The sequence below is a fragment of the Rhizobium sp. USDA 4016 genome (assembly GCF_056279705.1).
Window position 1 is genome coordinate 411,984 of sequence record NZ_JBWCCY010000004.1, and the last position, 25,212, is coordinate 437,195.

Sequence of the window (25,212 nt, forward strand, 5' to 3'; positions counted from 1 at the left end):
TTATCCGATCCAAGAAGCAAAAAAGCGAAGGCCGCTTTCTGTCAGGATGGCATCCAGGCTTATGTCATGCGGCTCGTCGGGCACATGTGCCACTTCCTGGCAGTCGAATGCAATGCCCATCAGCTTCGGATGCATGCCTTTTTGCCGCAAACGGCCGATCGCGCGGTCGTAGTGGCCGGCGCCATAGCCGATGCGATGGCCGCGATCGTCAAAGGCCGACAGCGGCACGAGCATGATTTCCGGATCGAGAACGGTGGCCTCTTGTCCCGGTCCGGCAGTGCCGAAGCCCGTTGCAACCAGCGGCGCGCTGCGCAGGAGTTCACGGAAGACGATCGTCTGCCTGTCGAGGATGGCGGGAACGCAGAGGCGGGCGCCGCGTGCCTCAAAGCGCGCCATCAACGGCCGGATATCGGCCTCCGAGCGGATGGGCATGAAGCCCGAAATGATCGTGCCGGGATCGAAAGCCACGGCCTCGCCGGCGTGCTCGGCCATTGCCAGGCTTTTTTCGATCCGCGTCTCTGGCGGGATTGCGTCGCGCAGCGCAAGCCGTTCGGCGCGCATCTGGGCTTTCAGTTCTTTGGATATCGTCTGCTGCATAATGCGAACCATAAACGGCTGGGGGGCCATTGCAATCCCGTGAAGCAGCTGGAGTTTACTGTCGCAAGTGCTGCAATGGGGCCACCAGTTGCCGGACCGTCTGTTCGAACAGGGCCTTGCCGCCCGGAAGCCAGCCGAGCGCTTGCAACTTTTCGGTGCTCATCCGATTGATGGCAGACTTGTCTGCCGAGGCAGGCAGAGGATTGGGACAGCCGGTTTGCTGTTGCACGACCGACAAGATATCGCGGGTATCGGCGAGAAGATCGGAAACATTGAAGACCTCGCCGGATATGCGGGCGCTTTCCGTCTCCAGCATCAGCCGCACGGCGCGGCCGAGGTCGCGGCCGTGAACTTCCGTTCCGGCTCGAACGGGCGTCGGCCTACCGCTCAGGTAATCCTCGATGAGACCCGTCCATTTGTTCGGGAGCAAGTCGCCGTAGACCCCCGTGGCGCGCAAGCTGGCCGCTGCAAAGCCCGGTCCGGCCAGATGGGCGAGCGCTCGCTCGCCGGCGAGCTTCGCCTCTCCGTAAAGCGTATCGGGCTCCGGCAGCATGTCTTCGGTGAGAACAGTGCCGGGCGCTGCATCCTGATAGGCGGCGCGGCTGGAGATGAAGATGCAGCGGCGGGTACCGGCGCGCCTGGCGGTGTCGAAGAGCTTCACAGTGCCGTCGAGGTTTAGGCGACGGAAGCCGCCCGGATCATCGCCTTCGCCGCCACGATATTGACCGGGTAGGTGGCTGAGCGCGGCATGCACGAAGAAATAGGCATCGTCGAAGGCCTCGATATGGTCCTTGTCGGGATCGAGCGAAAGCGGTGCGAATTCGACGGGACGGGAGAAGAGGCGTGGCAATGGCGCGCGGCGTCCGCCAATGATGACCGAATATCCGGCGGCAAGCAGCTCCTCGACGATATAGCGACCCACCAAGCCCGTCCCGCCGGATACCAGTACCTTCATTTCGCCTCCGGGTTCATCATGGACGCAAGGTCCGGCAGGTCGTTGCCGGCATGGACGGAGTGCCAGAGATCGATCAGCGGCTTGAGCCTGGCCGCCTTCGGATGATCCTTCTCCCATGGCTTTTCATATTGGTAATGCAGGACCGAAATGCTCTTCCAGTCCCAAAGCGCGGGCATGGTGAACCATACATATTGCAGCATGTTGAAATAGACGGGTAGGCCGTGCCAATCCGGGAAGAAGGCTTCGAGGAAGGTCTGGTCTGTCCGTCGCCAGAAGGCATCCGGCTGGTCGAGCATGGCAAGTATCCGGCCAAAGGTTTCCTCGGAAGGTCTTGCGACGAAGACGCCGGAATTCATGCGGCGGAAGTCGGCAAGCGTTTCATAGACATTCGGTGCTGCGGAAAATTCGGGGTAGCCGAAGAGTTTGTCGATATTCTTCAAGACGATAGCATCGGCATCGATGAAGACGGTGCGCTCGTATTCGGTCAGCTGCCAGAGGCGAAGCTTGCAGAAATTGTCGAGCGGCGAATGAAAATCAGGCTTGCGGCCCTTAGTGAAGGGGGCGGCGGAATGAAGCTGGCCGCGGGCATGACGCTCGTTGAAGGCGCCGGAAAGCGGCAGGTGCGCGACTGCGATGAGGCGGCAGCCAAGATCGGCAAGCGGGGCAAGCGCGATCCCATCCACGCCGCCGGTATGCAGCACGACGATATTGGCCGCCGTTTTCGTAAGCCGAAGGGAGCGCACAAGCGCGGTCGCACCCTTGGCATAGTCGGCATTCGTGACGAGGGTGATGTAGGCGTAACGCTGAGGCGACTCTGCTAGTGAGATGGCCGCTCCGGTCTCCGTCACATCCATGCTCATGACACCGATTTCAGCCGCTTGCCTTCCGGGTCGCGGTCGATCGTGGCGGCGATGTCCTTCGTCCAGGCGGAGACGGCGGGAACGCGGGAGCGGTCGACGCGGTAAGCGAATTTCATGGCGACGTCGACGATCTCGCTGAGCAAGCCCGCCTCGAGCGTGATTGGATCGAGCCCCAGATCGCGGAATTTCTCGTTCCTGACGATCAGATCGTTTTCCGGCGCTTCCTTGCGCGGGTTGGGAAGCCAGGCGATCTTCGCGCCGCTCATCCTGGCGATCATCTCGGCAAGATTGCGCACCCGATGCGTCTCGGTCATCTGGTTGAAGATCTCGACACGGGAGCCGCGCGCAGGCGGGTTCTTCAGCGCAAGCTCGATGCAGCGAACCGAATCCTGGATATGGATGAAGGCGCGCGTCTGGCCGCCTGTGCCGTGCACAGTCAGCGGGTAGCCGATCGCGGCCTGGATGAGAAAGCGGTTCAGTACGGTGCCGTAGTCGCCGTCATAGTCGAAACGGTTGATCAGTTGGGGATGGCGGCAGGTCTGCTCCGTATGTGTGCCCCATACGATGCCCTGGTGCAGGTCGGTGATGCGCAGCGCATCGTTTTTCGCATAGAACTGCAGGAGCAGTTGATCCAGGCACTTGGTCATATGGTAGATCGAGCCGGGATTGGACGGATAGAGGATTTCCTGTTGCGCCATGTCGCCATCCGCCGTTTCGACGCCGACGGTCAGGTAGCCCTCGGGGATCGCCGCGCCGACAGTCGAATAGCCGTAGACGCCCATCGTGCCGAGGTGGATCAGATGAGCGTCGAGCTGTAATTCGACGAGCGCATTCAAAAGGTTATGCGTAGCGCTGACATTGTTGTTGACGGTGTAGTTCTTGTGCCGGTCACTCTTCATCGAATAGGGTGCCGCGCGCTGCTCGGCGAAATGGACGATGGCGTCCGGCCGGTTTTCGGCAAGCCAATTCTTGAGAAGCTCGTAATCCTTGGCGAGGTCGATCAGATTGAAATGGATGCGCCGCCCGGTTTCGGCATGCCAGATGCGGGTTCGCTCCTGAATGGAATCCATCGGCGTCAGCGATTGCACGCCGAGTTCGGTGTCGATCCAGCGCCGCGAGAGATTGTCGAGAATGTGGACGTCGTGCCCCGCGTCTGAGAGATGCAGCGATGTCGGCCAGCCAATGAACCCATCTCCGCCCATCACCGCAATCTTCATCGCATTGCCTCCTGCATGTTCATCCACTATCGGGAATACTCAAGTACTGTGACGATTGTTCAAAGCTAGGGCATTGCTGCGCCTCGCCAACAGGCATGCGAGTTTGGAGAAAATTATGGCGGATAACGGCTTTTCGATTTCTGGCGCGCTGACGCAGACGGGGCACCAACTGATCCAGCGCGTCTATTACGAAGACACCGATTTCTCCGGTCTCGTCTATCACGCGCGCTATCTGCATTTCCTCGAGCGCGGCCGCACCGACTATCTTCGCTGCCTGGGCGTCGAGCAGCGCGAGCTGATCACCGCCGACGAGGAAGGGCTCGTTTTCGTCGTTCACCGCATGGAGATCGACTTCAGGAATCCGGCGCGCATGGATGATGTTCTCACCATCGTCACGCGCACCGAGAAGGCAGGCGGCGCGAAGATGGTGCTGCAACAGGACATCCGCCGTGGCGAGACGCCGCTTATCGCCGCCAAGGTCATCATTGCCGTCATCAACGCGAAGGGAAGACCGCGGCGGTTGCCCGAGGCGCTGGCAAAGCAGATGCAAATCGAGACGCAGGAGGGCTGAAAGTGCATCCCAGACATGCCAAAATGACCAAACGCAAGTCTTGCAAAAACATGACTTCGTGTGAAGGAATCCGGCGCTGCAAGGATTGCGCGGTACTCCGTCGTCGGATTTCGGTCTCTTCGTGCCAAGCCGGGAAGAAAAATTCAGCTGGTAAAGCTTTGCCGTCATACTCTGGCACTAACGATCTATTAACCATAATAGTGTCTTACTCTGAAAGTCAGAGATTGTGCGGTGCACGCCTTCCTTTGACCAAATTTGACGGCAAGGAAGGCGGAAGAAGAGCTTTAAGCTTGACCAGGGCTTTGGGCGACGGTCGCCAGGCAATTCTTGCGAGATCACTTTCTGTGCCGCCCGGTCAAGCACCGGGCGTTTGGATTCGGGGATTTTGATAAATGGAACAAGTAGGATTGGCAGCAGCAACGGCCGACGTCAGCCTCTGGTCGCTGTTCATGCAGGCAGGCATCGTCGTCAAGCTGGTCATGCTCGGGCTGATCGCAGCCTCCGTCTGGACCTGGGCAATCGTCATCGACAAATATCTGGCCTATGGGCGCGCCCGGCGCCAGTTCGACAAGTTCGAACAGGTTTTCTGGTCGGGTCAGTCGCTGGAAGAGCTCTACAGGACACTTTCCGAACGCAACAATACCGGGCTTGCTTCGATCTTCGTCGCAGCCATGCGCGAGTGGAAGAAGTCCTTCGAGCGCGGCGCACGCTCGCCGATCGGCCTGCAGATGCGTATCGACCGGGCAATGGATGTGACGCTCGCCCGTGAAACCGAATATCTTTCCGCCCGCCTCGGGTCGCTCGCGACGATCGGTTCGGCCGGTCCGTTCATCGGTCTCTTCGGTACGGTCGTCGGTATCATGACTTCGTTCCAGGCAATCGCCGGATCGAAGTCGACCAATCTCGCGGTCGTTGCACCCGGTATCGCCGAGGCGCTTCTCGCCACTGCGATCGGCCTCGTTGCCGCTATCCCGGCGGTTATCGCCTACAACAAGTTCTCCGCGGATGCCGGCAAACTCTCTGGCCGCATGGAAGGCTTTGCGGACGAATTCTCCGCCATACTTTCGCGCCAGATCGACGAGAAGCTGCAGCCGCGTCAGGCCGCACAGTAAACCAACGGAGTACACGACCATGGGTATGGCTGTTGGAGGCAATAACGGCGGAGGCGGAGGACGCCGCCGCCGTGGTGGCCGGAACAAGGGTGTTATTTCCGAGATCAACGTGACGCCGCTCGTCGACGTCATGCTCGTGCTGCTCATCATCTTCATGGTGGCGGCCCCGATGATGACCGTCGGCGTGCCGATCGACCTGCCGGAAACGCAGGCCAAGGCGCTCAATTCCGAAACGCAGCCGATCACCATTTCCGTCAAGAACGACGGTGCGGTGTTCCTGCAGGAAACGCCGATCCCGGCCGAAGAGATCGCCGCCAAGCTCGAAGCGATCGCGACCACCGGCTACAATGAACGCATCTTTGTGCGTGGCGATGCGACGGCGCCCTACGGCGTGATCGCCGACGTCATGGCGCGCATCCAGGGCGCGGGCTTCAAGAATATCGGTCTCGTCACGCAGCAGAAGAAGGACCAGTAGAAAGCAAGATGAAGACCAGTGTCGTCACATCTGCTGTTCTGCACGGCTTGGTGCTCGCCGCGGCTCTGGTGACCATTGGTTCGCCGGAATCGTTCAAGGTCGATGATTTCGAAGCGATGCCGGTCGATCTGGTGCCGGTCGAATCCATCACCCAGATGCAGCAGGGTGACAAGACGGCAAAGCCCAACGACAAGCCGGCGCCGAAGCCGACGACAAAACCCGCTGATGTTGCAGACGCCGAAAACCTCGGCGACAACAAGATCGATTTGAAGACGCCGCCGATCCCGAACGCCAAGCCCAACAACAACGAAAGCACTGCCGCGCCGAAAGCCGCCGAGAAGCCGCTTCCCCAGAATGATCCCGTCCCCAACGAGGTGAAGGAGATCATGAAGGAGGACACGGTGGTCGATGAGCCGAAGGAAGTCGCATCGATTCCAGAAACCAAGCCGGAAATTGCGCCGACGCCGCCGAAGCCGGAAGAAATGCCTGCCGAACAGGCCGAGCCGCCGAAGCCGGAAGCCGAAGCGCTGCCGGACAATGTTCCGACTCCGGTGGCCAAGCCGCAGGTGAAGCCGCCCGAGCAGAAACCCGCTGAAAAGCCGCCGGAAAAAACGCAGGACCAGCAGAAGACGGCTGACAAGCAGCCGGACAAGAAGAAAGCCGACAAGGCCCAGGAAAAGGCGAAGGCCTCGTCCTCGAAGCAGAGCGATTTCAACGCCGACGACATCGCGGCACTGCTGAACAAGCAGGAGCCTTCCAACGGCGGCGCCAAGCGCTCGACCGAAGTCGCTTCTCTGGGTGCCAAGAAGTCGAATAACACCGGCGCCAAGCTCAGCATGAGCGAGATGGATGCGCTGCGTAATGCGATTGCCGGCAACTGGCAGATCATTCCCGGTCTTGCGGACATGGACCAGGTCCGTATCACCGTCCACATGAAGCTGGACGAGAATGGCGAGATCATCGGAGATCCCGAGGTCGAAGCGACCGGCGGCAACGAATCCACACGCCGTGCACTTGCAGGCGGTGCCTATCGTGCCGTCAAACGGTCTGCGCCGTTCACCAACCTTCCGAAAGACAAATATGACGCGTGGAGCGAAGTCATCGTGAACTTCGATCCCAGTCAGATGGCCCTTTAAATGCTGAAAGGCTTGCTCCTCATGACCAAGTGTTCCCTCATCCGCGCCTTCATGGTGGCTCTCGGCATGGCTGTGACGGCGGCTATCGCGACGCCTGCGCACGCGCTTGTCGAGATCAACATCAACAAGGGTAACGTCGAGCCGCTGCCGATCGCCATTACCGATTTCCTGCAGGGCGACATGGGCGCGCAGGTCTCTCAGGTGATCGCCGCCGATCTGCAGCGCTCCGGCCTCTTTGCGCCGATCAACAAGAACGCCTTCATCGAGAAGATTTCCAACCCCGATGCCGCTCCGCGTTTCGAGGACTGGAAGGTCATCAACGCGCAGGCGCTCGTCACCGGCCGCGTCACGCAGGAAGGCGATGGCCGACTTCGCGCCGAGTTCCGTCTCTGGGATTCCTTCGCCGGTCAGCAAATGACCGGCCAGCAATTCTACACGCAGCCGGAAAACTGGCGCCGCGTTGCCCACATCATTGCCGACGCGATCTATAAGCAGATCACCGGCGAAGAGGGCTATTTCGATACCCGCGTCGTCTTTGTCTCCGAGTCTGGCACGAAGCAGCAGCGCAAACGCCAACTCGCGATCATGGACCAGGACGGCTTCAACGTGCGCACGCTGACGGATGGCAGCGACCTCGTTCTGACGCCGCGCTTCTCGCCGAACCGGCAGGAAGTGACCTACATGTCCTTCGCCAACCAGCAGCCGCGCGTCTACCTGCTGCAGCTCGAAACCGGACAGCGTGAAGTTGTCGGCAACTTCCCGGGCATGACCTTTTCGCCGCGCTTTTCGCCGGATGGCCAAAAAGTGGTGATGAGCCTTCAGCAGGAAGGTAACGCCAATATCTACACGATGGATCTGCGGTCGCGCACGACGACGCGCCTGACGTCGACAGCCGCGATCGATACCTCGCCATCCTATTCGCCGGATGGCGGCCGGATCGTTTTCGAAAGCGACCGCGGCGGCAAGCAGCAGATTTACGTGATGAATGCCGACGGCTCCGGCCAGACGCGTATCTCCTTCGGCGACGGCAACTATTCGACGCCGGTCTGGTCGCCACGCGGCGACCTGATCGCCTTCACCAAGCAATCGGGCGGGAAATTCTCGATCGGCGTGATGAAGCCGGACGGTTCGGGCGAGCGCATCCTGACGACGGGTTTCCACAACGAAGGCCCGACCTGGGCGCCGAACGGGCGTGTGCTGATGTTCTTCCGCCAGCCCGCCGGTGCAGGCGGCCCGCAGCTCTATTCGATCGATCTGACGGGTTACAACGAGCAGGTCATCAAGACGCCGACCTACGCATCCGACCCGGCCTGGTCGCCGCTGCTTGAGTAGTGGATGAGCCGGATTTCGCCTTCTTGTCGCCGCAAAGTGCTGGAATTGGCCGATGTAGGGACAATCAACAAATTATTAACCATACTTCTTGAGCGCCGATTAACCCAGTACGGTTACAGTCCGGCAACCCTGATAAATCGCAAGGAGACCCGGCCATGAGCCGAATTCACACCCCGGCAATGAGCCGCATGCAGAATTTCGCCCGCAACCCTGTCATGATCGCACTCGTTGCCGGTCTGGCGCTTGCTGGCTGCGCCAACAAGAAGACGCCGAACAGCGCTGGCGAGCTCGGCCTCGGTGCAGGTGCCGCAACGCCGGGTTCGGCTCAGGACTTCACCGTCAACGTCGGCGACCGCATCTTCTTCGACACTGACTCGACCTCGATCCGTGCCGACGCTGCCCAGACACTCGACCGCCAGGCACAGTGGCTGGCTCGCTACCCGAACTATGCGATCACCGTCGAAGGCCATGCCGACGAGCGCGGCACGCGCGAATACAACCTCGCTCTCGGCGCCCGCCGTGCTGCCGCCACCAAGGATTACCTTTCTTCGCGCGGCGTTCCGGCTCAGCGCATGAAGACGATCTCCTACGGCAAGGAACGTCCGGTCGCCGTCTGCGACGATATTTCCTGCTGGTCGCAGAACCGCCGTGCAGTCACTGTTCTCGGCGGCGCCGGTATGTAATCCTTTCAAATATATTGTGTTGCGAAAAGGCGGCTCCTTCGCGGGCCGCCTTTTCTTTTTGAACACACTTTGGCCAGACTCCGTTGCTTTTTGAAGGTAATTGGAAAAATCTCCTGTTCGTGCCATCCAGGCGCGAAGAATCACTGGGACAGGACGAAACCTATGAAGAAACTTGTCGTGGCAGGCTTGCTCTGCCTCGCGGCCGTTACCGGAACCGAGCGAGCGGCTTATTCCGCTTCGTTTCTCGGCATGAACTTTGGCGGCAAGCCTGCGCAGAGCCAGACGCAGACGCCGCCGGCCGTCAACGTGCAGAGCAGCAGCGCGGAAATGCGCGTGCAGCAACTCGAAGAGCAGCTGCGCCAGCTGAACGGCCGCATCGAGGAAATGAGCTTCCAGATCCTGCAGATGCAGGAATCGCTGCGCAAGACGCAGGAAGACAACGAATTCCGCTTCCAGGATCTGGAAAAGAGCGGCGGTGCCGCTGGATCGAAGGGCAACACGAAGAAGAGCGAGGCCGATCTGCAGCCTCCGGCTTCCGGGCAGGCCGATGCACGTCCCCAGCGCCAGAACGACGATGTCGCGACGATCATCGAAACACCACAGGGAGCCGAAAGGGCTCCCTCCAACGACGTTCCGTCGGACAGCGGTTTCGGTCGGCCGCCGCAGCAGCTGGGCTCGATCCAGTTCGATCAGAACGGCAATCCGATCGGCGGCAGCGTGAATGAGAACGCGGAGGTCGGTTCAGCGCCGCTTCCCGACGTAAATGCCGGGACGTCGCCGCAGCAGACCGCATCTCTCGGCAGCGAGACCGATCAGTACAAGGCCGCTTACGGTCACGTCCTTTCCGGCGACTACGCGATTGCTGAAGAGCAGTTCACCCGGTATATCGCGCAGTATCCGGGAAGCGCTCGGGCTGCCGATGCCAACTTCTGGCTGGGCGAAGCGCTCTATTCCCAGGGCAAGTTCAATGAGGCCGCCAAGACCTTCCTGAATGCCCACAAGAAATACGGCTCGTCCGAAAAGGCGCCCGAAATGCTGCTGAAGCTCGGCATGTCGCTGGCAGCACTCGACAATAACGACACCGCCTGTGCGACGCTCAAGGAAGTCACCAAGCGTTACCCGAAGGCTTCGCGCGCTGTCATAAGCAAGGTCGCGAGCGAACAGAAGCGCCTCTCCTGCTGAGGCTTCCGGTTTGTCTCCGGAAACCGTGCTTTCGCCCGAGGCAGCGGCCCGCCGCTTTCTCCGTTCGCTTGCCAGCCCGACGCGTATTCTCGTCGCGATCTCCGGCGGCAGCGATTCGACCGGTCTGCTTCTTGCATTTTTTGAAGCGCTGAAGGCCGAACCCAATTCCCAAATTTCCCTATGCGCCGCCACGATCGACCACGATCTGCGCGCAGAATCGGCAGATGAGGCGCGCCATGTCGCAGCCTTATGCAAATCGTTCGGCATTGCCCACGGGATCCGTGTCTGGCGCGATCCCAAACCAAAAACCGGCATCATGGCGGCCGCCCGCGAGGCACGTTACGAACTGCTCGCAGATGCCGCGGCGGAACTTGGCGCTAATCTCATCGTGACGGCGCATACGCTGGACGATCAGCGGGAGACGCGAGCGATGCGCGGCGCGCGCAGCGACAATTCCTCCACCGGAATCGCCGATGCCGTTCTCTTTGAGCGCCGGGTCTGGATCGCCCGGCCGTTTCTTTCGTGCCTGCGCGCCGATATCCGCGCATTTCTCTCGGCCCGCGCCGTGCCTTGGCTCGATGATCCAAGCAATGAGGATCTTAAATATGAGCGCGTACGGACGCGCGCGGCATTGGCCGGTGAGGGCGCCCCGGAGGCAGAAGCTTACGGCGCCGACGTCCGCTTGGAGCTTTCACGGCAGGCGGCCCTATGGCTCGGCCGTCATTTTACCCTTGCGTGCGAAGGGCTGGGCTGCGTGGAGAGAGATGGACTTGAGGCGCCCCTGGACGTGCTCGGTTATGCGCTCGGCCGTCTTGCGGCCGTTTTCGGCGGACAGCGCTTTGCGCCAGGCCGCATGCAGATGGATCGCATTCTCGGTTTCGTAACCGCCGGCACGCCCGGACGCATGACCGCAAGCCGAGTGGTTTTCGATCTAAGACGCGACGGCCTTTACCTTGCCCGCGAAAGCCGCGGCATCTTGCCACTGCTCGTTGCGCCCGGACAGCGCGGCATTTGGGATGGCCGGTTTGTTGTCGAGAATAGCTCATCGTTCGATCTGACGATTATCGCACGGCCCGCCAACCCCTCCCTCATTCCCGTGCTTGGCACGGCAATCCAGCCACGGCGGGTGGCGCATTTGCCCAAAGCTGCGCTCAAGCGGGCCTTGGCAGCTCAGCCACGCATTTCAGTCGCCGCTGACGCGAACTCGTGCATGAATTCTCATCCGGATGTCACTCTCACGCGGTATTTTGCGCTGTTCGACCGCTTTTTGACACGATTTGATCTCATCTTTGCTGAAAGCCTCGCGGCGGCTTTTGGAATGCGCCCCTATCCAAGCCCGCCTTTAGGTCTTATTGACGGAAAAGCCATCTGACAGAGTGTATCGCCTTGGCAACGGCACAGCGGCAACCCTATGTTAGAAGCCAAATAAGACGGCTGCCATGAGGCGGTTGTTGCAGTGCTGGGGAGTTCAATGAACCCTAACTTACGTAATTTCGCCTTGTGGGCAATCATAGCGCTTCTGCTGATTGCCCTTTTCAGCATGTTCCAGACGACGCCGGCGCAGACCGGCTCGCGCGACATACCCTATTCGCAGTTCTTGCGTGAGGTCGATGCGGGCCGCGTCAAGGAAGTCGTCGTCACGGGCAACCGTGTGTCGGGAAGCTATGTTGAAAACGGCACCACCTTCCAGACCTATTCTCCTGTCATAGATGACAACCTGCTCGAGCGCCTGCAGTCGAAGAACGTCCTGGTTTCGGCCCGGCCTGAAACCGATGGTTCGTCAGGCTTCCTGAGCTATCTCGGCACGCTGCTGCCGATGTTGCTCATTCTCGGCGTCTGGCTGTTCTTCATGCGGCAGATGCAAGGCGGCTCGCGCGGCGCGATGGGCTTCGGCAAATCGAAGGCCAAGCTGCTCACGGAGGCGCATGGCCGCGTCACCTTCGATGACGTTGCAGGCGTCGACGAAGCCAAGCAGGACTTGGAAGAAATCGTCGAATTCCTCCGCGATCCGCAGAAGTTCCAGCGCCTCGGCGGCAAGATCCCGCGCGGCGTGCTGCTTGTCGGCCCACCGGGTACCGGTAAGACGCTGCTCGCCCGCTCCGTTGCCGGCGAAGCCAACGTTCCGTTCTTCACCATCTCGGGTTCCGACTTCGTCGAAATGTTCGTCGGCGTCGGCGCAAGTCGCGTCCGCGACATGTTCGAGCAGGCGAAGAAGAATGCGCCATGCATCATCTTCATCGACGAAATCGACGCCGTCGGCCGCCATCGTGGCGCCGGTCTCGGCGGTGGTAACGACGAACGCGAACAGACGCTCAATCAGTTGCTGGTCGAGATGGACGGCTTCGAGGCCAATGAAGGCATCATCCTGATCGCCGCGACCAACCGCCCTGACGTTCTCGACCCCGCGCTGCTGCGTCCGGGCCGTTTCGACCGTCAGGTTGTCGTTCCGAACCCGGATATCGTCGGCCGCGAGCGCATCCTCAAGGTACATGCCCGCAACGTTCCGCTGGCGCCGAATGTCGACCTCAAGGTTCTAGCCCGCGGTACGCCCGGCTTCTCCGGTGCTGACCTGATGAACCTCGTCAACGAAGCCGCCCTGATGGCCGCACGCCGCAACAAGCGCGTCGTCACCATGCAGGAGTTCGAAGACGCCAAGGACAAGATCATGATGGGCGCCGAGCGCCGCTCTTCGGCGATGACCGAAGCGGAAAAGAAGCTCACGGCCTATCACGAAGCCGGCCATGCGATCACGGCGCTCAACGTCGCCGTCGCCGATCCGCTGCACAAGGCAACGATCATTCCGCGCGGCCGTTCACTCGGCATGGTCATGCAGCTGCCCGAAGGCGACCGCTACTCGATGAGCTATAAGTGGATGGTCTCGCGCCTCTGCATCATGATGGGCGGCCGCGTTGCGGAAGAACTCACCTTCGGCAAGGAGAACATCACCTCCGGTGCGTCTTCGGATATCGAGCAGGCCACCAAGCTTGCCCGCGCCATGGTCACGCAGTGGGGCTTTTCCGACCAGCTCGGTCAGGTTGCCTATGGCGAAAACCAGCAGGAGGTCTTCCTCGGCCATTCCGTATCGCAATCGAAGAACGTTTCGGAGGCCACGGCTCAAAAGATCGACAACGAAGTGCGTCGGCTTATTGACGAGGCATACACGCAGGCGCGCGATATCCTCACCGAAAAGCACGACGATTTCGTCGCGCTTGCCGAAGGCTTGCTTGAGTACGAAACGCTGACCGGCGAGGAAATCAAGGCGCTGCTGCGCGGTGAAAAGCCGGCTCGCGACCTTGGCGACGATTCGCCGCCGAGCCGCGGCTCGGCCGTGCCGAAAGCCGGCGCACGCCCGGCTTCCAAGGGCGACGAGCCGGAAGCAGGGCTCGAACCCCAGCCGCATTGACGGAAAGCAACTCGAACGAACAAGGCCGGATTTTCCAGCAGAAGATCCGGCCTTTTTTCCGTCGGTAACGGGATATAATAAATTTTCTTGGTAATTTACGTGATGGCGCCTAGGATTTGTGGCATGCCGCTATCATGAAGAGGCCGCAATGAGGCTTTGTATTGGGGCGAGTCGTCTCTGCGGCCTGAATTGCTTGGCGCAACGCGCTGCCTTCTTGGCGCGCTGAAAGCATAGGGGAGCATATGAAAAGACGTTACTTCGGCACAGACGGCATTCGCGGGCAGTCGAATATCTTCCCGATGACGCCGGATCTGGCGATGCGGGTCGGCATTGCAGTCGGTACGATCTTCCGCCGCGGCAATCACCGCCATCGCGTGGTCATCGGCAAAGACACGCGTCTCTCCGGCTATATGCTGGAAAATGCCATGGTGGCGGGCTTCACGGCCGCAGGTCTCGATGCATTCGTTCTTGGCCCGATTCCGACGCCCGCCGTCGCCATGCTGACACGTTCGCTGCGTGCCGATATCGGCGTCATGATTTCCGCCTCGCACAATCCATACGAGGACAATGGCATCAAGCTCTTCGGCCCCGACGGCTACAAGCTTTCCGACGATATCGAAATACAGATCGAAGACTTGATGGAGAAGGATCTCCACACGCAACTTGCCAAATCTGACGACATCGGCCGTGCCAAGCGCATCGATGGCGTGCATGACCGCTACATCGAGCATGCGAAGCGTACGCTGCCGCGCGATGTCACGCTGCAGGGCCTGAGGATTGCGATCGACTGCGCCAATGGTGCCGCCTATAAAGTGGCACCGGCCGTGCTTTGGGAACTCGGCGCCGATGTCGTTACGATCGGCAACGAGCCGAACGGCATCAACATCAATCTCAACTGCGGTTCCACCAGCCCCGTCGCTCTGCAGAAGAAGGTCGACGAAGTGCGGGCCGATATCGGTATCGCGCTCGATGGCGACGCCGATCGCGTCATCATCGTGGATGAAAACGGCACGATGATCGACGGCGACCAGCTGATGGCGGTGATCGCCGAAACCTGGGCGGAGAACCAGCAGCTTCGCGGCAACGGCATCGTTGCGACCGTGATGTCGAACCTCGGCCTCGAACGCTTTCTCGAAGGCAAGGGGATGGGTCTTGCCCGCACCAAGGTCGGCGACCGCTATGTCGTCGAGCACATGCGCCAGCACAATTTCAACGTCGGCGGCGAACAGTCCGGACATATCGTGCTCTCGGACTACGGCACGACCGGCGATGGCCTTGTTGCCGCGCTGCAGATTCTTGCTGCCGTCAAGCGCACTGGCAAGACCGTCAGCGAAGTCTGCCGCCGCTTCGAGCCGGTGCCGCAGCTTCTGCGCAATGTCCGAATTTCCGGCGGCAAGCCGCTGGAAGACCTGCAGGTGCAGCAGGCAATCGCCGATGCGGAAGCCGAGCTTTCCAAGAACGGCCGCCTCGTCATCCGCCCCTCCGGCACCGAACCGCTGATCCGCGTCATGGCGGAAGGCGACGACCGGGCGCAGATCGAGCGCATTGTCAACGAGCTGATCGGCACGATCTCGGGCGTCCGTACCGCCGCTTAGTTCTGCCTTCGATGATCGATCACAGCCGGCGCCAATGCGCCGGCTTTTTTTATGCCCGCGTCATTCGCTTCAGCACAATCTTATTGGATGAATTGACTTATCGGCGTGGAGGCATAGCTTTTTCTTGATCGCACAAGTGTCACCCGCCTGCAGCGGCGACAACACGGCAAGCCATATTGCGATAGAAAGATGGCGCCGGCCGTCGTTTCAGGCAACCTGGGAGGATTGGGTTGTCATGCGGTATCGCGTTCTTTTAGCCGGCTTATGTGTTGCCATGCTTCCTGCTTTTGGCGTGAATGCCCAGGAGGGCGATGCCACGGCGGGCGCTACTGTTTTCAAAAAATGCGCCATATGTCATGTAGCCGATACGGACAAGAACAAGGTCGGTCCGTCGCTGAACCGGATTCTTGGCAGGAAGGCGGCGACGCATCCGAATTTCAGCTATTCTCCGGCAATGAAGAAAGCAGGCGAGGGCGGGCTCGTTTGGGACGAGGCAACACTGCGCGACTATCTCCATGATCCCAAGGGGAAGATAAAGGGAACGAAGATGGTGTTTGCCGGGCTGAAGAACGACAGCGAGATCAACAATCTCATCGCTTACCTCAAGCAGTTTTCCCAATAGATGTGATGCGAATGCCTGACGGTCACCGCAGCGTCGCTTTCGCCGTCATCATTGTCCACACGACTTGTTCGTGAGATAATGCTAAAAATACACCGACGGATTGCGGATTTCGCCCTGTGGCAAGTCACGGTTCAAGGAGCAGGCAATGGCTATCGTGCTGGTTCTGGTTCTGCTGGTCGTGGGATCCGTCGTGTTCCATTTGCTGAGCCCGTGGTGGTGGACGCCGATCGCCTCCAACTGGAGCTACATCGACGACACCCTGCTGATCACCTTTGCGATCACCGGTCTGGTGTTCGTGGCGGTGGGTTCCTTCATGGCCTATTGCGTATTCCGGTTCCGGCACAAACCCGGAAACCGGGCCGCCTATGAGCCGGAAAACAGGCGGCTGGAGATATGGCTTGCGGTGGTGACCTCCGTCGGGGTTGCCGCGATGCTTGCGCCCGGGCTCGTCGTGTGGAACCAGTTCATCACCGTGCCCGCCGATGCGCACCAGATCGAGGTCGTCGCTCAACAGTGGCAGTGGAGTTTCCGGATGCCGGGCGCAGACGGACGGCTGGGGAAAGCCGATACCCGTGAGGTCAGTCCGGAAAATCCCCTTGGCCTGAACAAGAACGACACCGCAGGGCTCGATGACGTGATCGTCGAGGGAGGTGAATTGCACCTGCCGATCGGCAAACCGGTCAAGGTCCTGCTTCGTTCGATCGACGTCCTTCATGATTTCTACGTGCCTGAGTTCCGGGCAAAGATGGATATGATCCCCGGCATGGTGACCTATTTCTGGTTTACGCCGACGCGCACGGGAACGTTCGAAATCCTTTGCGCCGAGCTGTGCGGCGTCGGGCATTCGCAAATGCGCGGAACGGTCATGATCGATGAGGAGGTCGCCTACCAGGCCTGGCTGGCGGAGCAGACGACATTCACGCAGATGCTGGCATCGGGGGAAGCGCAGCCGGCAGAACAGGCGCAGTAACTATCGGAGGAACAGGGAGGACGGACATATCATGGTCGATATTCGATCGGGCGCCGAGGAGGTCATCCCGCCTGCAGAAGTCGAAGATGTGGAACTTTACCATCCGAAGAGCTGGTGGACAAAATATGTCTTCAGCCAGGATGCCAAGATCATTGCCGTCCAATACTCGGTGACGGCGATGGCGATCGGTTTCGTGGCGCTCGTCCTGTCCTGGTTGATGCGCCTGCAGCTCGCCTTTCCCGGTTACTTCGCTTTCATCGACGCGGAGCACTATTACCAGTTCATCACCATGCATGGCATGATCATGGTGATCTATCTTCTCACCGCACTGTTTCTCGGCGGTTTCGGCAACTACCTCATTCCCCTGATGCTCGGCGCCAGGGACATGGTGTTTCCCTATGCCAACATGCTGAGTTACTGGATTTATCTGCTCGCCGTGCTGGTGCTCGTCGCCGGATTTTTCGCGCCCGGCGGACCAACCGGGGCCGGCTGGACGCTCTATCCGCCGCAAGCCATTCTTTCGGGCACGCCGGGGGGACAGGACTGGGGCATCATTCTCATGCTGTCGTCGCTGATCCTGTTCATCATCGGCTTCACGATGGGCGGCCTGAATTATGTCGTGACCGTGCTGCAGGGACGCGCGCGCGGCATGACGCTGATGCGCATGCCGCTGACGGTCTGGGGAATTTTCACCGCGACGGTCATGGCGCTGCTTGCCTTTCCCGCACTTTTCGTTGCCGCCGTGATGATGCTGTTCGACCGGCTGCTCGGGACGAGCTTCTTCATGCCTGCCATCGTGGAGATGGGCACGCAGCTGCAGCAGGGCGGCGGCAGTCCGATCCTTTTCCAGCATCTCTTCTGGTTCTTCGGTCATCCCGAGGTCTATATCGTGGCGCTTCCCGCCTTCGGGATCGTTTCCGATCTCATTAGCACGCATGCACGAAAGAATATCTTCGGCTACCGCATGATGGTCTGGGCGATCCTGATCATCGGGGCGCTCAGCTTCATCGTCTGGGCGCATCACATGTATGTCAGCGGCATGAACCCGAATTTCGGCTTCTTCTTTGCCGTCACGACGCTCATCATTGCGGTACCGACCGCCATCAAGGTCTATAACTGGGTGCTGACGCTCTGGCGCGGCGATATCCACCTGACGCTGCCGATGCTTTTTGCGCTCGCCTTCATTCTGACTTTCGTCAATGGCGGCCTGACGGGGCTGTTCCTCGGCAATGTGGTCGTCGACGTGCCTTTGTCCGATACGATGTTCGTCGTGGCGCATTTTCACATGGTGATGGGCGTGGCACCGATCCTGGTCATTTTCGGTGCGATCTATCATTGGTATCCGAAGGTGACCGGACGCATGCTGGACGAGACGCTGGGGCACATCCATTTCTGGACCACGTTCATCGGCACCTATGCGATCTTCTTTCCCATGCACTATCTCGGCCTGGTGGGCGTGCCGCGCCGCTATTACGAGATGGGCGAGACGGCTTTCGTTCCGCCGTCCGCCGATACGCTGAACGTTTTCATCACCGCTGCCGCGCTGATTGTCGGGGCAGCGCAGATCGTCTTCCTGTTCAATCTGGTCTGGAGCCTTTTCAGAGGCCGGGAAGCCGGCGGCAATCCGTGGCGTGCGACAACGCTGGAATGGCAGACGCCGCAGACCCCGCCGGTGCATGGCAACTGGGGCAAGGAACTGCCGGTGGTCTACCGTTGGGCGTATGATTACAGCGTGCCGGGCAATAGCGAGGACTTCCTTGCGCAGAATGATCCGGGCACCGCCCGGACGGCGGCGGGAGCAGCTTCATGAGCGTCATGATGATCTTCCTGGCGGTCATCGCCGTCATCGTCCTATGGTGGATGACCCAGCACCGGCTGACATCCAAGCCGTGGCTGGAAGTGGGACTGGTGACCGAGTCGGCTGGCCATAAGCGCTTGCCGATCGCGCCCGCCAGGGTCGGGCTCGGCATTTTCCTCGCCGTAGTTGGCGCGCTCTTTGCGCTTCTGATCAGCGCCTACTTCATGCGCATGGCGGCAGCCGACTGGTGGGCGACGCCCATTCCCCGGCTGCTCTGGGTCAACACCGCCGCGCTTGCGCTCAGCAGCGTCGCGCTCGAATGGGCAAAGGGCGAGGCACGCCGCGGTCGTAGCGACATCATGCGGGTTGCGCTCCTTTTGGGGTTGGCGACGGCATTCCTCTTTCTCGCTGGACAGGTGATGGCGTGGCGGGAGCTGGCGGCGGCCGGTTACGTGCTTGCCGACAATCCTGCCAACAGCTTCTTCTACATGCTGACCGGCCTGCACGGCCTGCACATTCTGGGCGGTCTGGCGGTGCTCGGCCGCACGACGGGCAGGGCCTTCGACAGTCGTTTCCCTGCCCGCAGGCTGCACCTCAGCCTCGAGCTCTGCGCCGTCTACTGGCATTTCATGCTTTTCGTCTGGGTGGTTCTCTTCGCACTCTTTGCCGGCTGGGCGAATGATTTCGTCGATCTCTGCCGCCAGCTGATTTCGTGAGGGATGAAGGATGGCTGAATATACGCAAGCGCAAACCGGCGGAACACTCCAGCGGCCCGAAGGCCTGCGTGGGATCGCGGCCGATCTGTCTTCCGACCAGCGGGCGTTCAAGAACGTCTCGTGGGGGAAGGCCATGATGTGGATCTTCCTCCTCAGCGACACCTTCGTCTTCGGCTGCTTTCTGCTTGCCTATATGACCGCGCGCATGTCTACGCCTGTCGATTGGCCGAATCCCAGCGAGGTCTTCGCGCTTCATATCGGTGGGCAGGAATTGCCGCTGATCCTGATCGCCATTATGACCTTCGTCCTCATCAGCAGTTCCGGCACGATGGCAATGGCTGTCAATTTTGGATATCGCCGCGAACGCGGACGGACGGCTGCCCTGATGCTGTTGACAGCGGTTCTCGGCGCGACATTCGTCGGCATGCAGGCGTTCGAATGGACGAAACTGATCTCGGAAGGCGTACGGCCCTGGGAGAATCCCTGGGGTGCGGCGCAATTCGGTTCGTCGTTCTTCATGATCACCGGATTCCACGGCACCCATGTCACTTTCGGCGTGATCTTTCTTCTGATCGTCGCCCGCAAGGTCTGGCGCGGTGATTTCGACACGGAGCGGCGGGGCTTCTTTACCAGCCGCAAGGGTGATTACGAGATCGTTGAGATCATGGGTCTCTACTGGCACTTCGTCGATCTCGTCTGGGTGTTCATCTTCGCATTCTTCTATTTGTGGTGAGGACTGCCATGGCACATGCGCAAACGCATTCCGGACAACAACACCCCGTCAAGCTCTATCTCCTGGTCTGGGGGTTGCTTTTCGTCCTCAGCACCTTCTCGTACCTGGTCGACTATTTCGCCATCCAGGGCTATGCGCGGTGGTTCCTGATCCTGTTCTTCATGGTGCTGAAGGCAGGACTGATCGTCGCCGTCTTCATGCACATGGCGTGGGAGCGGCTGGCACTTGTCTATGCAATCCTGGTGCCGCCGGTTCTGGTGCTTGTTTTCGTCGCCATGATGGTCTCGGAATCGAACTATACGATCTTCACGCGGCTGACCTTCTCCAGTGTGGGCCTCTGACGCGATCACTTGTCGAACCTTAGAAGATCGAAGAATTGTTTGGCTCCGACATGTTTCCGTTAACTTCAACGGGTTGCTCAGCCATGTTGCTTGGCAAAAAACGTAGTTAATTTTTACAGTTAAGCAGCTTTTAACGTTTCCAATTCATTATCCATGCAAAGCCTTTCAGATTGGCAGGGGGTCCGCTCTGCCGATGCAACTGGATTTTGGAGTGGATCATGAAAAGAAGCTTGTCCGGCATCTTTGCCGCATTGCTTGTCACATCAAATGCTTTCGCCGCCGATCTCGCTCCTATCGAGCCCGCGCCGGAAATGCCGCCGGAAGTCACGGTAACTGAATCGACCGGCTGGTATCTGCGCGGCGATGTCGGCTACGGCTTCACCGACATGCGCGGGGCCCGCTACTTCCAGGGAAGCAACGCCAATGAGGTCGATTTCGACAAGGCCGAGCTACGCGACTCCTGGACGGTGGGCGGCGGCGTTGGTTACCAGATCAACAATTACTTCCGCACCGACCTCACGCTCGACTACCTGACCAAGGCTGATTTCCGCGGCTCAACGACCGGCCTGTGCGGCGCCCCACTCGAGGCCTGCACGTCTCGCGACGTCTCGTCGCTCACGGCCTGGACGCTGATGGCGAATGCCTATGTCGACCTCGGCACTTACGGCGTCTTCACGCCTTATGTCGGCGGTGGCATCGGCGGTACCTATGTCAAATGGAAAAACCTTCGTAACGTCTCCTGCCAGGATGATGGCGGCGGTTGCGATGACGAAGTGATCCATGGCGGCCGCGGCAACTGGCGCTTCAGCTACGCGCTGATGGCCGGCGCCTCGATCGACGTCACTTGTAATGTCAAGGCGGATGTCGGCTATCGCTTCCTGCATGTCGACGGCGGCAGCATGTTCGGTTACGCGAGCAATGGTGGTCCTGGCCGGGACAAGGGCTTCAATGTTCATGAAGCCCGCGTCGGCGCCCGTTACCTCTTCGGCGGTTGCCAGCAGGCAAGCTACGAGCCGCCGCCGGAAATTCCGCTGCAGCCGTCGGTCTACAAGTGATCCGCAGTCTCAGCTACTGATCGAAAGCCGCCCGTTGGGGCGGCTTTTTTCGTCATGGGTGCAGATCGAGTACGTTCAGAAGTCTACTTTCGAGGTGTGCCATCGTCTGCGCATCAAGTGCGCCTACGCGGGTCTTCAGGTCGAAAGCTGGGAACTGCCGATATCTTATCGCACATAGCAGGACAGACTTTCATCGGGTCGTTCTTCCCCGGTCGGCCCCCGCATGGATGAAGCGGTCTTGATCGCGCCTGCGTCAAAAAATCCTCCGGATGCGACACTTCCACGTTGACTATAATGCGCGTCATCTATATCCACGGCGGCGGGACACTCCTCCCCAACGAGGAGCTATCTATCTGGAAGGATAGCACATGGCGAAGACCGCAAAGCCGGACGTACGTCCGCAAAATACTCATTTCTCTTCTGGCCCCTGCTCAAAGCGCCCCGGTTGGACGCTCGATGCCCTTTCTGACGCGGCTCTCGGCCGTTCGCACCGCGCGAAAGTCGGCAAGGCAAAGCTGAAGCAAGCCATCGATCTTACCCGCGAAGTCCTGGAAGTGCCGGCGGATTACCGCATCGGCATCGTTCCGGCTTCCGATACCGGCGCCGTTGAAATGGCGCTCTGGTCGCTGCTCGGTGAGCGCGGCGTCGACATGCTCGCCTGGGAAAGCTTCGGCGCCGGCTGGGTCACCGATGTCGTCAAGCAACTGAAGCTCAAGGACGTCCGCAAGCTCGAAGCCGGTTACGGCGAGCTGCCAGACCTTGCCTCCGTCGATTTCGACCGCGACGTGGTCTTCACCTGGAACGGTACCACCTCGGGCGTTCGCGTTCCGAACGGTGATCTCATCCCGGCCGACCGCAAGGGACTGACGATCTGCGACGCGACGTCTGCCGCTTTTGCGCAGAACCTCGATTTCGCCAAGCTCGATGTCGTCACCTTTTCCTGGCAGAAGGTTCTCGGCGGCGAGGGCGCGCATGGTGTCATCATCCTTTCACCGCGCGCGGTTGAGCGCCTGCTGACCTATACGCCGGCCTGGCCGCTGCCGAAGATCTTCCGCATGACTTCCGGCGGCAAGCTCTCCGAAGGCATTTTTCAGGGCGAGACGATCAACACGCCTTCGATGCTCTGCGTCGAGGACTATCTCGATGCACTTTTTTGGGCAAAGCAGCTCGGCGGCCTCAGGGCGCTGATGGCGCGTGCCGATGCGAATGCCAAGGTCATAGCCGATTTCGTTGCGGCCAACGACTGGATCGCCAACCTGGCGGTGAAGCCGGAGACCGCGTCTAACACGTCGGTCTGCCTGAAGATCGTCGACAAGGATGTTGCGGCACTCGACGCCGACGGCCAGGCGAATTTTGCCAAGGGCATCGTCTCGCTGCTCGAGAAGGAAGGTGTCGCCTACGACATCGGCCATTATCGCGACGCGCCCTCGGGCCTCCGTATCTGGGCAGGCGCCACGATCGAAACCGCCGACATGCAGAAGCTGATGCCCTGGATCTCCTGGGCCTTCGAGACGCAGAAGGCGACGCTTTCCCAGGCTGCTGCCTGACGTGATCGCATCCGGCTCCGCTCACTGAGCGGGGCCTCCGCATTCATCTATCATCGCTGAACACTTTTGAAGGAAGCCCCCAATGGCACCTCGCGTTCTCGTATCCGACGAATTGTCGGAAACCGCCGTCCAGATCTTCCGCGACCGCGGCGTCGAAGTCGATTTCCAGCCGCAACTCGGCAAGGACAAGGACAAGCTCGCCGAAATCATCGGCAACTATGACGGTCTTGCCATCCGCTCCGCCACAAAGGCGACGGAAAAGCTGATTGCAGCCGCGACCAACCTCAAGGTCATTGGGCGCGCCGGCATCGGTGTCGACAATGTCGATATCCCGGCTGCCTCGCGCCGCGGCATCATCGTCATGAACACGCCCTTCGGCAACTCCATCACGACCGCCGAACACGCAATCGCGCTGATGTTCGCCGTTGCCCGCCAGCTGCCGCAGGCTGATGCATCGACGCAGGCCGGCAAGTGGGAGAAGTCGAAGTTCATGGGTGTCGAAATCACCGGCAAGACGCTTGGCGTTATCGGTGCCGGCAACATTGGCTCGATCGTCTGCGCTCGCGCCATTGGTCTCAAGATGCACGTTCTCGCCTACGACCCGTTCCTGTCCAAGGAGCGAGCTGAGGAAATGGGCGTTGTCAAGGTCGAGCTCGACGAACTGCTTGCCAAGGCTGACTTCATCACGCTGCATGTGCCGATGACGGACAAGACGCGCGGTATCCTCAACAGGGACGCACTGGCGAAGACGAAGCCGGGTGTGCGCATCATCAACTGCGCCCGCGGCGGTCTCGTCGATGAGGCTGCGCTTGCAGACGCGATCAAGTCCGGCCATGTCGCCGGTGCTGCCTTCGATGTTTTCGAGGTCGAGCCCGCCAAAGAAAGCCCGCTCTTCGGTCTGCCAAACGTCGTCTGCACGCCGCATCTCGGTGCGTCGACCACGGAAGCGCAGGAAAACGTCGCCCTGCAGGTTGCCGAGCAGATGGCGGACTACCTGGTCAAGGGTGCCGTTTCCAACGCTATCAACATGCCGTCGATCACGGCTGAAGAAGCGCCGATCCTGAAGCCGTTCATCAGGCTCGCCGACGTTCTCGGCGCCTTCGTCGGCCAGGTCACCGAGGAGCCGATCAAGGAAATCGAGATCCTCTACGACGGCGCCACGGCGAACATGAATACCCGGGCGCTGACGAGCGCGCTGCTTGCCGGTCTGATCCGCACGCAGGTTGCCGACGTCAACATGGTTTCGGCCCCGATCATGATCAAGGAAAAGGGCATCGTGCTGTCCGAGGTCAAGCGCGACAAGACCGGCGTCTTCGACGGCTACATCAAGCTCACGGTGACGACCGAAAGCATGACGCGCTCGATCGCCGGTACCGTCTTCTCCGACGGCAAGCCGCGCTTCATCCAGATCAAGGGCATCAACCTCGATGCCGATGTCGGCAGCCACATGGTCTATATTGCCAACACCGACGTTCCCGGCATGATCGGCTTCATCGGCACGACGCTCGGGGAAGCCGGTGTGAACATCGCCAACTTCCAGCTCGGCCGCGACAAGCAGGGTGGTGATGCGATCGCGCTCCTCTATGTCGATGGTCCGATCGGCGACGACGTTCTCGCGAAGTTGACGGCCCACCGGGCAATCCGCCAGGCCAAGCCCTTGGTCTTCGCGGTCGATTAAGATTTCCTCCCAAGGAAGAATGCGAATGCCCGGCGCGGGGGACTGCGCCGGGCAAAGCTTTCAATCAGATCGAAAAGTTGGCGCTGTTCGGAATCTGACCTTGTGGTGTCAGGTCATCGACGGCCTTCGGTAGGTCTTTTGAAAGGCGTTTGAGGATTTCATCCTCACGCAAGCCCGTCTTTGCAGAAAGTTCTTCGAGAACGTCCGCGCCGAGCGCTTGCGAGAGCTGCCGGTCGTCGATCGGCTTGTTCGCGCCGGGCGATACCCATGAATCCGCCGTTTCGCCATAGCCGTTCTTGGTGAACTGATGGAGTAGGCCGCCAAGGCCGCCACTCAGGATACCGCCGGCGGAGCCGCCCTTGACGAGGTCACCAAGACCACCGCCTGCAAGGCCGCCGAGAAGTCCGCCCAAGCCTCCTCCAGAAGATTGCGAGGGCACTCCGCCGGGCTCCGTGCCGGCAGTTTGCGGCTGTGCGCCGCCTTGCGTGAGTTCGCGGAGTGCTGCGGCGATTTTTTCGCGGTTCTGGTAGCCGGCGACGGCAAGTATGCCGAGCAATGCCGTAAGATTTCTGCGATCCATGATATCCTCCCCATCGAGATTTGCCCGGGCGCCGCATTCGACGAATACAGCCCG

The 25,212-nt window shown here is 60.2% G+C and carries 24 protein-coding genes; 19 read left to right on the forward strand and 5 right to left on the reverse strand.

From position 1 onward, the window contains the following. From ACZ9DP_RS17220 to ACZ9DP_RS17235, 4 genes are read right to left on the reverse strand one after another with little or no spacing between them, the layout of a single operon-like run. Positions 1-597 carry a 5-formyltetrahydrofolate cyclo-ligase gene (locus ACZ9DP_RS17220; protein WP_074070417.1) on the reverse strand — a complete coding sequence of 199 codons (597 nt, stop codon included), beginning with the start codon at positions 595-597 and terminating at the stop codon, positions 1-3. A gap of 55 nt (positions 598-652) precedes the next feature. Further along, on the reverse strand, positions 653-1,552 hold the full coding sequence (locus ACZ9DP_RS17225; RefSeq protein ID WP_476203008.1) for an NAD-dependent epimerase/dehydratase family protein: 900 nt from the start codon (positions 1,550-1,552) through the stop codon (positions 653-655). After that, positions 1,549-2,406 (reverse strand): glycosyltransferase, encoded by an 858-nt coding sequence (locus ACZ9DP_RS17230; RefSeq protein ID WP_476205387.1) that lies wholly within the window; start codon positions 2,404-2,406, stop codon positions 1,549-1,551. The genes ACZ9DP_RS17225 and ACZ9DP_RS17230 overlap by 4 nt, the downstream gene beginning before the upstream one ends. Before the next feature lie 2 nt (positions 2,407-2,408). Next, positions 2,409-3,629 carry an NAD-dependent epimerase/dehydratase family protein gene (locus tag ACZ9DP_RS17235; protein WP_476203009.1) on the reverse strand — a complete coding sequence of 407 codons (1,221 nt, stop codon included), beginning with the start codon at positions 3,627-3,629 and terminating at the stop codon, positions 2,409-2,411. A 115-nt stretch (positions 3,630-3,744) separates the two neighbouring features. Here ACZ9DP_RS17235 and ybgC point away from each other — a divergent pair, with 115 nt between their 5' ends. The 19 genes from ybgC (at position 3,745) to serA (ending at position 24,578) form a co-directional block, all read left to right on the forward strand. After that, positions 3,745-4,200 carry a tol-pal system-associated acyl-CoA thioesterase gene (ybgC, locus tag ACZ9DP_RS17240; protein WP_194728136.1) on the forward strand — a complete coding sequence of 152 codons (456 nt, stop codon included), beginning with the start codon at positions 3,745-3,747 and terminating at the stop codon, positions 4,198-4,200. A gap of 392 nt (positions 4,201-4,592) precedes the next feature. Beyond that, the gene (gene tolQ / locus ACZ9DP_RS17245) at positions 4,593-5,312 is read left to right on the forward strand and encodes a protein TolQ (RefSeq protein WP_022715757.1); all 720 of its coding nucleotides are present in this window, start codon (positions 4,593-4,595) and stop codon (positions 5,310-5,312) included. 19 nt (positions 5,313-5,331) lie between these two features. Next, positions 5,332-5,787 (forward strand): protein TolR, encoded by a 456-nt coding sequence (gene tolR / locus ACZ9DP_RS17250; RefSeq protein ID WP_022715756.1) that lies wholly within the window; start codon positions 5,332-5,334, stop codon positions 5,785-5,787. Positions 5,788-5,795: 8 nt separating this feature from the next. Then, complete coding sequence (locus ACZ9DP_RS17255; protein WP_476203010.1) at positions 5,796-6,923, forward strand: hypothetical protein; 1,128 nt, start codon at positions 5,796-5,798, stop codon at positions 6,921-6,923. A 21-nt stretch (positions 6,924-6,944) separates the two neighbouring features. Continuing rightward, on the forward strand, positions 6,945-8,255 hold the full coding sequence (gene tolB / locus ACZ9DP_RS17260) for a Tol-Pal system beta propeller repeat protein TolB (protein ID WP_028739716.1): 1,311 nt from the start codon (positions 6,945-6,947) through the stop codon (positions 8,253-8,255). Between the two features lie 155 nt (positions 8,256-8,410). Next, positions 8,411-8,938, forward strand: a complete 528-nt coding sequence (gene pal / locus ACZ9DP_RS17265) for a peptidoglycan-associated lipoprotein Pal (protein ID WP_074069591.1) — start codon at positions 8,411-8,413, stop codon at positions 8,936-8,938. 162 nt (positions 8,939-9,100) lie between these two features. Next, positions 9,101-10,120 (forward strand): tol-pal system protein YbgF, encoded by a 1,020-nt coding sequence (gene ybgF, locus ACZ9DP_RS17270; protein WP_074069590.1) that lies wholly within the window; start codon positions 9,101-9,103, stop codon positions 10,118-10,120. Between the two features lie 10 nt (positions 10,121-10,130). Beyond that, positions 10,131-11,492 (forward strand): tRNA lysidine(34) synthetase TilS, encoded by a 1,362-nt coding sequence (tilS, locus tag ACZ9DP_RS17275; RefSeq protein ID WP_476203012.1) that lies wholly within the window; start codon positions 10,131-10,133, stop codon positions 11,490-11,492. A 99-nt stretch (positions 11,493-11,591) separates the two neighbouring features. After that, the gene (gene ftsH, locus ACZ9DP_RS17280) at positions 11,592-13,523 is read left to right on the forward strand and encodes an ATP-dependent zinc metalloprotease FtsH (protein ID WP_022715750.1); all 1,932 of its coding nucleotides are present in this window, start codon (positions 11,592-11,594) and stop codon (positions 13,521-13,523) included. 242 nt (positions 13,524-13,765) lie between these two features. Next, positions 13,766-15,118, forward strand: coding sequence for a phosphoglucosamine mutase (gene glmM / locus ACZ9DP_RS17285; protein WP_194728134.1), 1,353 nt, complete (start codon positions 13,766-13,768; stop codon positions 15,116-15,118). Between the two features lie 235 nt (positions 15,119-15,353). Next, positions 15,354-15,740, forward strand: coding sequence for a c-type cytochrome (locus ACZ9DP_RS17290; RefSeq protein ID WP_074069587.1), 387 nt, complete (start codon positions 15,354-15,356; stop codon positions 15,738-15,740). 145 nt (positions 15,741-15,885) lie between these two features. Beyond that, positions 15,886-16,710 carry a cytochrome c oxidase subunit II gene (locus ACZ9DP_RS17295; RefSeq protein WP_074069586.1) on the forward strand — a complete coding sequence of 275 codons (825 nt, stop codon included), beginning with the start codon at positions 15,886-15,888 and terminating at the stop codon, positions 16,708-16,710. 31 nt (positions 16,711-16,741) lie between these two features. After that, entirely contained in the window at positions 16,742-18,520 is a 1,779-nt protein-coding gene (gene ctaD / locus ACZ9DP_RS17300; RefSeq protein WP_194728133.1) for a cytochrome c oxidase subunit I, read from the forward strand. Then, positions 18,517-19,224: a cytochrome c oxidase subunit 3 gene (locus ACZ9DP_RS17305; RefSeq protein WP_476203013.1), complete on the forward strand. Its 708-nt coding sequence runs from the start codon at positions 18,517-18,519 to the stop codon at positions 19,222-19,224. The genes ctaD and ACZ9DP_RS17305 overlap by 4 nt, the downstream gene beginning before the upstream one ends. 10 nt (positions 19,225-19,234) lie before the next feature. Further along, positions 19,235-19,957, forward strand: coding sequence for a heme-copper oxidase subunit III family protein (locus ACZ9DP_RS17310; RefSeq protein WP_039846011.1), 723 nt, complete (start codon positions 19,235-19,237; stop codon positions 19,955-19,957). Between the two features lie 8 nt (positions 19,958-19,965). Then, positions 19,966-20,298 (forward strand): cytochrome C oxidase subunit IV family protein, encoded by a 333-nt coding sequence (locus ACZ9DP_RS17315; protein WP_039846010.1) that lies wholly within the window; start codon positions 19,966-19,968, stop codon positions 20,296-20,298. Between the two features lie 218 nt (positions 20,299-20,516). Continuing rightward, on the forward strand, positions 20,517-21,353 hold the full coding sequence (locus ACZ9DP_RS17320) for an outer membrane protein (protein ID WP_074069582.1): 837 nt from the start codon (positions 20,517-20,519) through the stop codon (positions 21,351-21,353). Between the two features lie 368 nt (positions 21,354-21,721). Further along, positions 21,722-22,900, forward strand: coding sequence for a phosphoserine transaminase (locus ACZ9DP_RS17325; RefSeq protein WP_476203016.1), 1,179 nt, complete (start codon positions 21,722-21,724; stop codon positions 22,898-22,900). 82 nt (positions 22,901-22,982) lie between these two features. Beyond that, positions 22,983-24,578, forward strand: coding sequence for a phosphoglycerate dehydrogenase (serA, locus tag ACZ9DP_RS17330; RefSeq protein ID WP_074069580.1), 1,596 nt, complete (start codon positions 22,983-22,985; stop codon positions 24,576-24,578). Positions 24,579-24,642: 64 nt separating this feature from the next. Here serA and ACZ9DP_RS17335 read toward each other — a convergent pair whose 3' ends face one another. Further along, complete coding sequence (locus tag ACZ9DP_RS17335; RefSeq protein WP_476203018.1) at positions 24,643-25,158, reverse strand: YidB family protein; 516 nt, start codon at positions 25,156-25,158, stop codon at positions 24,643-24,645. Between the last annotated feature and the right edge of the window lie 54 nt (positions 25,159-25,212).

Coding starts and splice junctions, on each gene's coding strand:
- ACZ9DP_RS17305 (WP_476203013.1), top strand. CDS start 18,517: ATGAGCGTCATGATGATCTTCCTGGCGGTCATCGCCGTCATCGTCCTA.
- ACZ9DP_RS17290 (WP_074069587.1), top strand. CDS start 15,354: ATGCGGTATCGCGTTCTTTTAGCCGGCTTATGTGTTGCCATGCTTCCT.
- pal (WP_074069591.1), top strand. CDS start 8,411: ATGAGCCGAATTCACACCCCGGCAATGAGCCGCATGCAGAATTTCGCC.
- ACZ9DP_RS17310 (WP_039846011.1), top strand. CDS start 19,235: ATGGCTGAATATACGCAAGCGCAAACCGGCGGAACACTCCAGCGGCCC.
- glmM (WP_194728134.1), top strand. CDS start 13,766: ATGAAAAGACGTTACTTCGGCACAGACGGCATTCGCGGGCAGTCGAAT.
- ybgF (WP_074069590.1), top strand. CDS start 9,101: ATGAAGAAACTTGTCGTGGCAGGCTTGCTCTGCCTCGCGGCCGTTACC.
- tolQ (WP_022715757.1), top strand. CDS start 4,593: ATGGAACAAGTAGGATTGGCAGCAGCAACGGCCGACGTCAGCCTCTGG.
- ftsH (WP_022715750.1), top strand. CDS start 11,592: ATGAACCCTAACTTACGTAATTTCGCCTTGTGGGCAATCATAGCGCTT.
- tolR (WP_022715756.1), top strand. CDS start 5,332: ATGGGTATGGCTGTTGGAGGCAATAACGGCGGAGGCGGAGGACGCCGC.
- serA (WP_074069580.1), top strand. CDS start 22,983: ATGGCACCTCGCGTTCTCGTATCCGACGAATTGTCGGAAACCGCCGTC.
- ACZ9DP_RS17235 (WP_476203009.1), bottom strand. CDS start 3,629: ATGAAGATTGCGGTGATGGGCGGAGATGGGTTCATTGGCTGGCCGACA.
- ACZ9DP_RS17315 (WP_039846010.1), top strand. CDS start 19,966: ATGGCACATGCGCAAACGCATTCCGGACAACAACACCCCGTCAAGCTC.
- tolB (WP_028739716.1), top strand. CDS start 6,945: ATGACCAAGTGTTCCCTCATCCGCGCCTTCATGGTGGCTCTCGGCATG.
- ACZ9DP_RS17335 (WP_476203018.1), bottom strand. CDS start 25,158: ATGGATCGCAGAAATCTTACGGCATTGCTCGGCATACTTGCCGTCGCC.
- ACZ9DP_RS17220 (WP_074070417.1), bottom strand. CDS start 597: ATGCAGCAGACGATATCCAAAGAACTGAAAGCCCAGATGCGCGCCGAA.
- ACZ9DP_RS17295 (WP_074069586.1), top strand. CDS start 15,886: ATGGCTATCGTGCTGGTTCTGGTTCTGCTGGTCGTGGGATCCGTCGTG.
- ACZ9DP_RS17320 (WP_074069582.1), top strand. CDS start 20,517: ATGAAAAGAAGCTTGTCCGGCATCTTTGCCGCATTGCTTGTCACATCA.
- ACZ9DP_RS17325 (WP_476203016.1), top strand. CDS start 21,722: ATGGCGAAGACCGCAAAGCCGGACGTACGTCCGCAAAATACTCATTTC.
- ctaD (WP_194728133.1), top strand. CDS start 16,742: ATGGTCGATATTCGATCGGGCGCCGAGGAGGTCATCCCGCCTGCAGAA.
- ACZ9DP_RS17225 (WP_476203008.1), bottom strand. CDS start 1,552: ATGAAGGTACTGGTATCCGGCGGGACGGGCTTGGTGGGTCGCTATATC.
- ybgC (WP_194728136.1), top strand. CDS start 3,745: ATGGCGGATAACGGCTTTTCGATTTCTGGCGCGCTGACGCAGACGGGG.
- ACZ9DP_RS17230 (WP_476205387.1), bottom strand. CDS start 2,406: ATGGATGTGACGGAGACCGGAGCGGCCATCTCACTAGCAGAGTCGCCT.
- ACZ9DP_RS17255 (WP_476203010.1), top strand. CDS start 5,796: ATGAAGACCAGTGTCGTCACATCTGCTGTTCTGCACGGCTTGGTGCTC.